Origin of the sequence: uncultured Luteimonas sp., from assembly GCF_947492465.1 — a bacterium.
In the GTDB taxonomy this organism is placed as follows: Bacteria; Pseudomonadota; Gammaproteobacteria; order Xanthomonadales; family Xanthomonadaceae; genus Luteimonas.
The window spans coordinates 852,996-864,957 of the sequence record NZ_CANLNF010000001.1; the positions used below are offsets into that span (position 1 = coordinate 852,996).

The 11,962-nt window shown below is 71.6% G+C and carries 7 protein-coding genes; all 7 read left to right on the plus strand.

Annotated features, from left to right (window positions below; genetic code table 11):
- On the plus strand, nt 1-1,779 hold the full coding sequence (locus tag Q0863_RS03840) for a glycoside hydrolase family 15 protein (RefSeq protein WP_298575198.1): 1,779 nt from the start codon (nt 1-3) through the stop codon (nt 1,777-1,779).
- Complete coding sequence (otsA, locus tag Q0863_RS03845) at nt 1,776-3,149, plus strand: alpha,alpha-trehalose-phosphate synthase (UDP-forming) (RefSeq protein ID WP_298575200.1); 1,374 nt, start codon at nt 1,776-1,778, stop codon at nt 3,147-3,149. The genes Q0863_RS03840 and otsA overlap by 4 nt, the downstream gene beginning before the upstream one ends.
- 180 nt (nt 3,150-3,329) lie before the next feature.
- Nucleotides 3,330-6,833: a chromosome segregation protein SMC gene (gene smc / locus Q0863_RS03850; protein ID WP_298575202.1), complete on the plus strand. Its 3,504-nt coding sequence runs from the start codon at nt 3,330-3,332 to the stop codon at nt 6,831-6,833.
- A gap of 28 nt (nt 6,834-6,861) precedes the next feature.
- Nucleotides 6,862-7,608, plus strand: coding sequence for a cell division protein ZipA (gene zipA, locus Q0863_RS03855; protein WP_298575204.1), 747 nt, complete (start codon nt 6,862-6,864; stop codon nt 7,606-7,608).
- A 422-nt stretch (nt 7,609-8,030) separates the two neighbouring features.
- Nucleotides 8,031-10,535: an NAD-dependent DNA ligase LigA gene (gene ligA / locus Q0863_RS03860; RefSeq protein ID WP_298575206.1), complete on the plus strand. Its 2,505-nt coding sequence runs from the start codon at nt 8,031-8,033 to the stop codon at nt 10,533-10,535.
- Nucleotides 10,532-11,008, plus strand: coding sequence for a GNAT family N-acetyltransferase (locus tag Q0863_RS03865; protein WP_298575208.1), 477 nt, complete (start codon nt 10,532-10,534; stop codon nt 11,006-11,008). The genes ligA and Q0863_RS03865 overlap by 4 nt, the downstream gene beginning before the upstream one ends.
- The gene (gene epmA / locus Q0863_RS03870; RefSeq protein WP_298575210.1) at nt 11,005-11,955 is read left to right on the plus strand and encodes an EF-P lysine aminoacylase EpmA; all 951 of its coding nucleotides are present in this window, start codon (nt 11,005-11,007) and stop codon (nt 11,953-11,955) included. The genes Q0863_RS03865 and epmA overlap by 4 nt, the downstream gene beginning before the upstream one ends.
- The last annotated feature ends 7 nt before the right edge of the window (nt 11,956-11,962 follow it).

An 11,962-nucleotide genomic window follows, 5' to 3' on the forward strand; every position in this document is an offset into this window, starting at 1 on the left:
ATGCAGCAGACGCTCGATCTGGGAGTCATCGGCAATGGCAGCTTCGGCGCGCTGATCGATCGCGAAGCGCGCGTGGTGTGGAGCTGCCTGCCGGCCTTCGACGGCGACCCCGCATTCTGCGCGCTGCTGTCGCCGCGCCAGCACGAGGGCGGCGACCTGGCGGTGGAGCTGGAGGATTTCGAGCGCAGCGAGCAGCACTACGTCACCAACACCGCGCTGCTGCGCACGGTGTTGCACGACCGCCACGGCGGGGCGGTCGAGGTGCTGGACTTCGCCCCGCGCTGGAAGCAGAACGGGCGCATCTACCGGCCGGTCTCTATCATCCGCCGGATCACCCCGCTGGCCGGCAGCCCGCGGGTGCGCGTGCGGGCGCGGCCGCTGGCGGACTGGGGCGCGCGCGTGCCCGAATCGACCTGGGGCAGCAACCACATGCGCTGGCTGCTGCCGGGCTTCACCCTGCGCATGACCACCGACGTGCCGATCCGCTTCCTGCGCGAGCAGACCTGGTTCATGCTCAACGAGCCGGTGCACCAGGTGTTCGCCGCGGACGAGCCGCTGCAGCGCTCGCTGTCGGGCTACGTCGAAGAGGCCATCGGCCGCACCGAAGCCTACTGGCGCGAATGGGTGCGCTACCTGTCCATCCCACTGGACTGGCAGCAGGCGGTGATCCGCAGCGCGATCACGCTCAAGCTGTGCCAGTACGAGGACAGCGGCGCGATCATCGCGGCGATGACCACCTCGATCCCCGAGGCGCCGCACACCACGCGCAACTGGGACTACCGCTACTGCTGGCTGCGCGACGCGGCCTTCGTGGTGCGTGCGCTCAACCGGCTCGGCGCGACGCGCAGCATGGAAGAGTTCCTGCGCTACATCTACAACATCGCCACCCACGACGGCAGCCTGCAGCCGCTGTACGGCATCGACTTCGCCGCCGAACTCGAGGAGGCCGAGGTCGCGAGCCTGGCCGGCTACCGCGGCATGGGCCCGGTACGGCGCGGCAACCTGGCCTGGGTGCAGAAGCAGCACGACGTCTACGGCAGCGTGGTGCTGGCCTCGACCCAGCTGTTCTTCGACCAGCGCCTGGCCCATCCGGGCGACGCGGCCGCGTTCGAACGCCTCGAACCGCTGGGCGAGCGCGCCTGGGCGCTGCACGACCAGCCCGATGCGGGCTTGTGGGAATTCCGCGGTCGCGCCGAGGTGCATACCTACACCGCCGCGATGTGCTGGGCGGCCTGCGACCGGCTGGCCAAGATCGCGACGCTGCTGGGGCTGGAGGCGCGCACCGCGTACTGGCGGGAGAGGGCCGACGCGATCCACGCCCGCGTCATCGACCGCGCCTGGCGACCGGACGCCAACCATTTCAGCGCCTCGTTCGACAGCGATTACCTCGATGCCTCGCTGCTGCTGCTGGCCGACATCGGCTTCCTGGCGCCGGACGATCAGCGTTACGTGGCCACCGTCGATGCCATCGGCCGCGAGCTGCGCCGCGGCGATGCGCTGTTCCGCTACGTCGCGCCGGACGATTTCGGGGAGCCGGAGACCAGCTTCACCATCTGCACCTTCTGGTATATCGACGCGCTGGCCGCGACCGGGCGCGCCGACGAGGCGCGGGCGATGTTCGAGCGGCTGCTGGCGCGCCGCAACCACCTGGGGCTGCTGTCGGAGGACCTGGCCTTCGACGACGGGCAGGCCTGGGGCAACTTCCCGCAGACCTACTCACACGTGGGACTGATCATCGCCGCGATGCGGCTTTCGCGCAGCTGGCAGGAGGCCTCATGAGTCGTCTGGTCGTCGTATCCAACCGCGTGGCGCTGCCGGGGGAGAACCGCGCCGGTGGCCTGGCGGTGGGCCTGGAGGCCGCGCTGGGCACGCGCGGCGGACTCTGGTTCGGCTGGAGTGGCAAGGTGGTGCGCGAGGACAGCGGCCGACTGCACGAGCAGGAGGCCGGCGACGTGCGCTACGTCACCATGGACCTCAACCGCGCCGACCACGACGCCTACTACAACGGCTTCGCCAACCGGACCCTGTGGCCGCTGCTGCATTCGCGCCTGGACCTGGTCGACTATGCCCGCGAGACGCGCGCGGGCTACCGCCGCGTCAACCTCCTGTTCGCCGAGAAGCTTGCCCCCCAGCTGCGCGACGACGACGAGCTGTGGATCCACGACTACCACCTGATCCCGCTCGCGGCGATGCTGCGCGAGCGCGGCGTGCGCTGCCGGATCGGCTTCTTCCTGCACGTGCCGATGCCCTCGGCCGACCTCGTCTCGGCGCTGCCCGAGCACGGCCGCCTGTTCGGCACGTTCTTCGCCTACGACCTGGTCGGCTTCCAGACCGCGCGCGACGCCGATCGCTTCCGCACCTATGCGCGGATCTTCGGCGGCGCCTCGGTCGATGCCAACGGCACGGTGAAGCTGCCCGGCGGCGGCACGGTGGCCGTGGGCGCGTTCCCGATCGGCATCGACGCCAGGCGCATCGCCCAGCAGTCCGCGGCTGCGGTCAACAAGGCCGCGGTGCGCGCGCTGCGCGACAGCCTGAGCGGGCGCAAGCTTGCCATCGGCGTGGACCGGCTGGACTACTCCAAGGGCCTGCCCGAGCGCTTCCGCGCCTTCGGCCGGTTCATCGAACGCCACCCGGGCGAGCGGGGCAAGCTGACCTTCCTGCAGATCGCCCCGGTCTCGCGCGGCGACGTGGCCGAATACCAGCAGCTGCGCGACCAGCTCGAAGGCATCGCCGGCCACATCAACGGCACCCACGCCGCACCCGACTGGACCCCGCTGCGCTACGTCAACCGCAATTTCCCGCATCCCACCCTGACCGGGTTCTACCGCTTGGCCACGGTCGGACTGGTAACGCCGCTGCGCGACGGCATGAACCTGGTGGCCAAGGAGTACGTGGCGGCGCAGGACCCGGACGATCCGGGCGTGCTGGTCCTGTCGATGCTGGCCGGCGCGGCGGCCGAGCTCGATGCGGCCCTGCTGGTGAATCCCTACGACCTGGACGGGGTCGCCGACGCCATTGCCCGCGCCGCCAGCATGCCGCTGGCCGAGCGCCGCGAGCGCTGGGAGTCGATGATGCGGCCGATCACCGGATACGACATCCACACCTGGTGCCGCACCTTCCTGGGCCGCCTGGCCGACGCGGCGGGCTGAGGCCGGCGCCGCCCGCGGACCCGCGACGGGGGAGCGGGCCGGTCGCTATACTCGCGGGTCGGGATGCGATTGGGATCACCTCGATCCCAGTCCATTCAATGACTTGAACGTCATTCCTATTATTCTGCCAGAACCAACAAGGGCCGCGTCCCGCGCGCGGCCAGGGCCTCCGAACGCCGCATGCGCCTGTCCACGATCAAGCTCGCCGGATTCAAATCCTTCGTCGATCCCACCACGCTGCACCTGCCGACCAACATGACCGGGGTGGTGGGTCCGAACGGCTGCGGCAAGTCGAACATCATCGACGCGGTGCGCTGGGTGATGGGCGAGAGCTCGGCCAGCCGCCTGCGCGGCGACTCGCTGACCGACGTGATCTTCGCCGGCTCCACCGCGCGCAAGCCGGTGTCCCAAGCGATGGTCGAACTGGTGTTCGACAACTCCGACCACACCGTCGGCGGCGAGTACGCGGCGTTCAACGAGATCTCGGTCAAGCGCACTGTCAGCCGCGACGGCCAGAGCAGCTACTACCTCAACGGCGCCCGCTGCCGCCGCCGTGACATCACCGACCTGTTCCTGGGCACGGGCCTCGGGCCGCGCAGCTACTCGATCATCGAGCAGGGCATGATCTCGCAGGTGATCGACGCCAAGCCCGAGGAGCTGCGCGTCTACCTGGAAGAAGCGGCCGGCATCTCCAAGTACAAGGAGCGGCGCAAGGAAACCGAGACCCGCATCCGGCACACGCGCGAGAACCTCGACCGCCTCAACGACCTGCGCGAGGAAGTCGGCAAGCAGCTCCAGCACCTGGCCCGCCAGGCGAAGCAGGCCGAGCAGTACACCGCGATCCAGGCAGAACGCAAGATCCGCGACGCGCAGTGGAAGGCGCTGGAGTTCCGTGCGCTGGACGCCCAGCTGCAGGCCCTGCGGCAGGGCCTGTCGCAGGAGGAAACCCGCCTGCAGCAGCTGATCGCCGAACAGCGCGAAGCCGAACGCGAGCTGGAAACCGGCCGCGTGCGCCGCGACGAGGCCAGCACCGCGCTCAGCCGCGTGCAGGCGGCCAACTACGAAGTGGGCGGCACCCTGGCGCGGATCGAACAGCAGATCGCGCACCAGCGCGAGATGGCCGAGCGCCTGCACAAGGCGCGCGAGGAAACCCGCCACGCGCTGGAGGAGATCGGCGCGCACATCAGCGGCGACCAGTCCCGGCTGGAGGAACTGCAGGCGGCGATCGCCGATGCCGAGCCGCAGCTCGAGGCCTTGCGCGAGGACGACGAAGTGCGCCAGGACGCGCTGCGCGCCGCCGAGGAAGCACTGGCCGACTGGCAGCAGCGCTGGGAGTCGCACAACCGGGAGCAGAACGAAGCCTCGCGCGCCGGCGACGTCGAGCGCACCCGGGTGGACTACCTCGACCGCCAGTCGCTGGACGCCGACCTGCGCCGCGAACAGCTGGTCGGCGAGCGTGGCGCGCTCGACCTGGAGGCGCTGTCGGAAGCGTTCGAGGCCATCGCCCTGCGCCATGAGGAGCAGAAGCTCGCGCTGGACGGGCTCAACGAGCAGCTCGAGGTCCGCAAGCAGGCCGCACTGGACCTGCAGGACCAGCAGCGCGCCAGCCAGAACGCGCTGTCGGACGTGCGCAAGCAGGCGCAGGAGGCGCGCGGGCGCCTGTCCTCGCTGGAGACGCTGCAGCACGCCGCGCTGGGCCAGGAGCAGGGCGCCGCGGTCGAGTGGCTGCGCCGCCACGGCCTGGACTCGGCCAGGCGCGTCGGCGAGCAGCTCAGCGTCGAGCCGGGCTGGGAGAACGCGGTCGAAGGGGCGCTGGGACAGCTGATCGAGGGTGTGCTGGTCGAGTCGCCCGAATCGCTGGTCGAGGCGCTGGCCGACCTGGGCGAGGGCCGGCTCGCGCTGGTCGGTTCGCAGGCCGGCGCAGCCGACTTCGCGCCGACCTCGCTGGCGGCGAAGGTGCAGGGCCCGCTGGCCATCCGGCGCATGCTCGCGCGGCTGCACGTGGCCGAGACCCTGGCCGAAGCCGCGGCGCTGCAGGCGACCCTGGATCCGGCGGATTCGGTGATCACCCGCGGCGGCGAGCGCCTGGGCAACGGCTGGGTGCGCGTGGTGCGCTCGGGCGCGGCCAAGCAGGGCGCGCTGCTGCGCGAGCGCGAGATCAAGCAGCTGCGCGCGGCGATCGAACAGCTGCAGGCGCGCGAACACGAGCTGGAGGAAGCGCTGGCCTCGGGCCGGGAGCGCCTGCTGCAGGCCGAACAGCAGCGCGAGGACGCGCAGCGCCAGCTGTACGCCGCCCATCGCAGCGTCTCGGAACTGGCCGGCCAGCTGCAGGGCCAGCAGGGCCGGGTGGACAACGCCCGCGCGCGCATCGAGAAGATCGAGGCCGAACTCGGCCAGCTGGTCGAGACCATCGACGGCAGCGCCGCGCAGGCGCGCGAAGCCCGCTCCAGGCTGGAGGACGCGGTGGCGCGCATGGCCGAACTCGAGGCCGCGCGTGGCGCGCTCGAGGCCGAACGCCGCAGCCTGGTCGAGGCGCGCGATGCCGCCCGCGCCGCCGCCCGCGAAACCCGCGATACCGCGCACGCGCTCGCGCTGACCCTGGAATCGCAGCGTGCCCAGGTCGTGGCCCTGGCCCAGGCGCTGCAGCGCATGGGCGGCCAGCGTGGACAACTGGACGCGCGCCTGGGCGAACTGGCCTCGCAGCTGTCCGAGGGCGACGCCCCGGTGGTCGCGCTGGAGGAACAGCGCCAGGCCGCGCTGGAGCGGCGCGTGATCGCAGAGAAGGAACTGGCGGCGGCGCGCTCGGCGCTGGAGGGCGTGGACAACGACCTGCGCAACTTCGAGCGCACGCGCCACGAGCGCGAGCAGCAGGCCCTGGCCCAGCGCGAGGCGATCGCCCAGCGCCGGCTCGACCAGCAGGCGCTGGACATCAACGCCGGGCAGCTGGCCGCGGCGGTGGCCGAGGCCGGGTTCGCGATGGACGAGACCATCGCCGGCCTGCCGGAGGACGCGACCGCGCCGGCCTGGGAGAAGATGGTCACCGACTTCGACGCGAAGCTGCGCCGGCTCGAACCGGTCAACCTGGCCGCGATCCAGGAGCACGCCGAGGCGGCGCAGCGGAAGGACTACCTGGACGCGCAGGACACCGACCTGACCACCGCACTGGAGACGCTGGAAGAGGCGATCCGCAAGATCGACCGCGAGACCCGCGGCCGCTTCAAGGACACCTTCGACCGGGTCAACTCGGGCGTGCAGGAGATCTACCCGCGCCTGTTCGGCGGCGGCCACGCCTACCTCGAGCTCACCGGCGAAGACCTGCTCGACACCGGCGTGGCGATCATGGCGCGGCCGCCCGGCAAGCGCGTGAGCAGCATTTCGCTGCTGTCGGGCGGCGAAAAGGCGATGACCGCGGTGGCGCTGGTGTTCGCGATCTTCCAGCTCAACCCGGCGCCGTTCTGCCTGCTCGACGAGGTCGACGCGCCGCTGGACGAGGCCAACGTCGGCCGCTTCACCGCGATGGTCTCGGAAATGAGCCAGCAGGTGCAGTTCCTGTTCGTGACCCACAACAAGGCCACCATGGAAGCCGCGCAGCAGCTCAGTGGCGTTACCATGCGCGAGCCCGGCGTCAGCCGGCTGGTGTCCGTCGACCTGGCCGAGGCTGCGCGCCTGGCCGGCGCCGCGTGAGGCCCCGCACCAGCCCCGGAGTACATGCATGACCGAACTGCGCATTGGCATCCTCGTCGCTGGCCTGATCCTGCTGGCCGCCATCTGGTACTTCGGGACCCGGCCGCGCCAGGGACATCGCCAGGGCCGTCGCCTGCCGCGCGAAGAGCAGGCGGCCGACGCGGCCCGCGTGGAGCCCACGCTGGGCGCGCAGATCGAGCGTGAACTGGCCGACGCGCCCGCCGCGGCCGGCGAGGAACTGGTCCAGACCGAGATGGACCTGCTCGACGAGAGCGTCGGCGCGGCCTCGCCCAACAGCGAGCTGGGCAAGCGGGTCAGCGAGGACTTCGACAAGATCATCACGCTGTATGTCGCCGCGCGCGCCGGGCAGGTGCTGCGCGGGCCCGACATCGTGGTCGCCGCCGAGAAGGCCGGCCTGACCTACGGCCACATGAACGTGTTCCACCGGCTGGTCGAGAGCCATCCCGAGCGTGGCCCGATCTTCAGCGTGGCCAACATCCGCAAGCCCGGCAGTTTCGAGATGTCGGGGATCCAGTCGCTGGAAACCCCCGCGATCGCGTTCTTCCTGACCCTGCCTGCGCCGGTGAGCGCGCTCGACGCCTGGGACGCGATGCTCCCGGCCGCGCAGCGCATGTCGGAGCTGCTCGATGGCGTGCTGCTGGACGAATCGCGCAACGCGCTGGGCCGCCAGCGCATCGCCGGCCTGCGCGACGAAATGCGCGCCTGGGACCGCGAGCACGAAGTCCCGCCGGTGACGCGCAGCCCGCGCTGGTGAGTCCTGTCCCCGCCACAACGTTGCCTGACTGACGTCGTGGACTGAAGGGCCCCGCCGCGACCGGCGGGCCTTCTCCGCAAATGTCCCCCGGAATCCGCCCGAAGGCGGATTCCTCCTCCTTGATTTTGCTGCGAAGGCCCACCGCCCGCGGCGGGACTCGGCTGCGGATCGAGAAAGCGCTCTGCGTCCGCGATACCTGCAGAGCGGTGCGTTGCCCTGATTCGGTTGCGGTTGCGGATGGAGGTCGAGAGACAAGGGCGCCGCGCGCCACCGCCAATGACAGCCAAGCGGGCGCTGCGTCCCGGCGGACGCCTGGAGGACATTCGCGGAGGAAGCCGGCCGGCCGCGGTGAGCCCCTTCAGGTCGCCACGTACCAGCGCCCGTGACAGCCAAACCCGGCGCCGCATCCTACAATCCCGCACATGCCTGACCCCGCCGCCACCGCCCGCGTCGCCGAGCTGCGCGCGCGCATCGAAGACGCCAACCACCGCTACTACGTGCTCGACGACCCGTCGATCCCGGACGCCGATTACGACGCGCTGATGCGCGAACTCGAGGCGCTGGAAGCGGCGCATCCCGAGCTCGCCAGCGACGACTCGCCCACGCGCACCGTCGGCATCCGGCCCGACGGCGGTTTTCCCGAAGTCGACCACGCCATCCCGATGCTGTCGCTGGCCAACGCCTTCGAGACCGCGGGCGTGGCCGAGGATGCGGACGACCGCGTGCGCTATGCCGAGGTCGCCGACTTCGAACGCCGCATCGAGCAGAAGCTCGGCGTCGCCGCGCCGGTGTTCTCGGTGGAACCCAAGCTCGACGGCCTGGCGATCAGCCTGCGCTACGAGGATGGCGTGTTCGTGCAGGGCGCCACCCGTGGCGACGGCGCGACCGGCGAGAACGTCACCGCCAACCTGCGCCAGGTGCGCGCGGTGCCGCTGAAGCTGCGCGCCGGCGACGCGCCGCCACCGGCGGTGCTCGAGGTCCGCGGCGAGATCTACATGCCGCGCAAGGCCTTCGAGGCATGGAACGCGGCGGCGCTGGAGCGCAACGAGAAGCTGCTGGCGAACCCGCGCAACGGCGCGGCCGGATCGCTGCGGCAGCTCGATCCGGCGGTGACGCGCCGCCGCCCGCTGGCGTTCTTCGCCTATGCCGTGGGCGAGGTGCGCGGGCTGGAACTGCCCGAGACCCATTCGCAGACCCTGGCCCTGTTGCGCGGGTTCGGTTTCCCGGTTGCGCCGGAGGTCGACACCGCAACCGGGTTCGAGGGCCTGCTGGCGTATTTCCGCCGCATCGGCGCACAGCGCGACGCGCTGCCCTACGACATCGACGGCGTGGTCTACAAGCTCGACGACTACGACCAGCAGCGCGAGATGGGTTTCGTATCGCGCGCGCCGCGCTGGGCGCTGGCGCACAAGTTCCCGGCCCAGGAACAGGCCACCGTGCTGCGCGCGATCGAGGTGCAGGTCGGCCGCACCGGCGCGATCACGCCGGTGGCCCGGCTGGAGCCGGTGCAGGTGGCCGGCGTCACCGTCACCAACGCGACCCTGCACAACGCCGACCAGATCGCGCGCCTGGACGTGCGCGAGGGCGACACGGTGATCGTGCGCCGCGCCGGCGACGTGATTCCCGAGATCGTGCGCGTGATCGAGGAGCGTCGACCGGCCGGTGCCGTGCCGTGGACGATGCCCGGACAGTGCCCGGTGTGCGCATCGGAGCTGGTGCGCGAGGAGGGCGCGGCCGCCTGGCGCTGCAGCGGCGGGCTGTCGTGCCCGGCGCAGCGCAAGGAGGCTGTGCGGCATTTCGCTTCGCGGCGCGCGATGGACATCGAGGGCCTGGGCGACCGCCAGGCCGAGGCGCTGGTGGAGTTCGGCTTCGTGCATTCGCCGGCCGACCTGTATGCGCTCACGGTCGAGGACCTGGTGCGGATGAAGACCGCGCTCGACGCGGCGACCGCTGCCGACCTTTCCACGGCGGTCGCCGACAGCCGCGGCGCGCTTTCGCTCGATATCGCCGGGCAGCAGGCGTTGGGCGATGCGGCGCAGGACTGGAAGCACGCCGCATTCCTGCGCGCGCACCTGTCGGTCGACACCACGGGCAAACTGGCCACGCGCTGGGCGGAGAATCTCGTCGCCGGGATCGAAGCGAGCAAGGCGACCACGCTGCCGCGCTTCCTGTTCGCCCTGGGCATCCCGCACCTGGGCGAAAGCACGGCCAGGTCGCTGGCGCAGTGGCTGGGCTCGCTGGACTTCGTGCGCAGCACCCCGGCCGTGCTGCTGCAGGCGCTGCCGGATATCGGCGCCGAGGTCGCGCGTTCGATCGCCACGTTCTTCGAGCAGCCCGGCAATGCGGCGGTGGTGGACGCGCTGCTCGAGGCCGGCGTCGCCTTCAGCGACGAGGCGGCGCCGTCGGCAGCGCTGCGCGAGCGGCTCGGGCTGGCGCACCTGCTCGGTACGCTGCCGGTCGACAAGCTCGGCGGCAAGAGCGCCGAGCGCCTCGCCGACACCTACGGCACCCTCGATGCGCTGCTGCGTGCCAATGCCAGCGGCTGGGCCGGGGCCGGCGCCTCCGCGGCGGGCGCCGGGAACCTGGCGGCGTATCTCGCCGATCCAGTCGCCTTGGCCGAACTGCGCGCCGCGGACACGGCCATGCGGCGCCTGCTGGAAGCGGCCCCGGCGCGCGTGGTGCGTGCGGCGGGTCCTCTCGACGGGCGGACCGTGGTGCTGACCGGCAGCCTGGCGGCGATGAGCCGCGACGAGGCTGGCGAGAAGCTCGAAGCGCTGGGCGCCAAGGTCGCCGGCAGCGTGTCGAAGAAGACGCACCTGGTGGTGGCCGGCGAGGCCGCCGGCTCCAAGCTGGCCAAGGCGCAGGAGCTGGGCATCGAGATCTGGGACGAGGCGCAGCTGCTCGCGTTCCTGGACACGCACGCGTGAGCGGTGGGGAACACGCGCTGTCGCTGCGGCCGGCTGGGCCCGACGACCTGCCGGCGCTCATGGAGATGTTGCAGCGGTTCTACGCGGAGGATCGCATCCCGCTCGATGCGCCGCGCGTACGCCGCGGCCTCGGCCAGCTGGTGGCCGACGCGTCGCTGGGCGTGGTGCTGTTCGCCGAGGCGCAGGGTGTCCGCGTCGGCTATCTCGTGCTGGGCTGGTGCTTCAGCATCGAGCAGGGCGGCCGCCACGTGCTGCTCGACGAGCTCTACCTCGAGCCGTCGGCACGCGGCCGCGGCCTGGGCGGCGCGCTGCTCGCCGCGGCCTGCGACTGGGCCCGCGACCGGGGTGCCGAAGTCGTGCGGCTGGAAGTGAACCGGCACAACCCGCGCGCGAAGGCGCTGTACCTGCGCTGCGGCTTCCGCGACGACGACCGCGACATCCTCAGCCTCGCGCTGCCGCAGGCCGCGGCGTGAGCCACGACGCCTTGCGCCTGCGCGCGCGGCTCAACCGCCTGGTGCGCGGCTTCTTCGAGGCCCGTGGCGTGCTCGAGGTCGAAACGCCGGTGATGTCGCGCGCCGGCAACACCGAGCCCAACATCGCCTCGTTCACGGTCGAGTTCGGCGGCCGCACCGGGGGCGCGCCGCGCACGCGCTGGCTGCGGACGTCGGCCGAGTTCCCGATGAAGCGGCTGCTGGCCGAGGGCATCGGCGACTGCTACGAGCTGGGACGCGTGTTCCGCGATGGCGAGGCGGGCGGGCGCCACAATCCCGAGTTCACGATGCTCGAGTGGTACCGCGTCGGCTGGACGCTGGCGCCGCTGATCGAGGAGACCGCGGCGCTGGTGCAGGCCGCGCTCGCCCTGGTCGGGCGCGGCGCGACCCTGCGCACCGCATCGTTCCGCGAGGTCTACCAGGAGGCGCTGGGCCTGGATCCGATGAGCGCCCCGCTCGCCGATCTGCAGGCGGCGTTCCGCGGCGACATCGATCCCGAAGGCCTGACCCGCGACGACTGGCTCGACCTGCTGATGACCCACCGCATCCAGCCCGCGTTTCCGGTCGGCCAGCTGCTGGCGATGTACGACTATCCGGCCTCGCAATGCGCGCTGGCCAGGGTGGTGCGCCGCGGCGATGTCGACGTGGCCGAGCGCTTCGAGCTCTACCTCGGGCCGCTGGAACTGGCCAACGGCTACCACGAACTCACCGACGCGGCCGAGCAGCAGGCGCGCTTCGAACGCGACCACGCGGTGCGCGCCGGCCGCGGCCTGGTGCAGCCGCCCATCGATCGCGCCTTGCTGGGGGCGCTCGCCACCGGCATGCCGGAGTGTGCCGGCGTCGCGCTGGGCATCGACCGCCTGCTGATGGCGATGCTGGGCACCGATGCGATCGCCGACGTGCTGGCCTACGACTTCGGGCACGCCTGAAGGGCGT

Coding starts and splice junctions, on each gene's coding strand:
- otsA (WP_298575200.1), top strand. CDS start 1,776: ATGAGTCGTCTGGTCGTCGTATCCAACCGCGTGGCGCTGCCGGGGGAG.
- smc (WP_298575202.1), top strand. CDS start 3,330: ATGCGCCTGTCCACGATCAAGCTCGCCGGATTCAAATCCTTCGTCGAT.
- ligA (WP_298575206.1), top strand. CDS start 8,031: ATGCCTGACCCCGCCGCCACCGCCCGCGTCGCCGAGCTGCGCGCGCGC.
- Q0863_RS03840 (WP_298575198.1), top strand. CDS start 1: ATGCAGCAGACGCTCGATCTGGGAGTCATCGGCAATGGCAGCTTCGGC.
- zipA (WP_298575204.1), top strand. CDS start 6,862: ATGACCGAACTGCGCATTGGCATCCTCGTCGCTGGCCTGATCCTGCTG.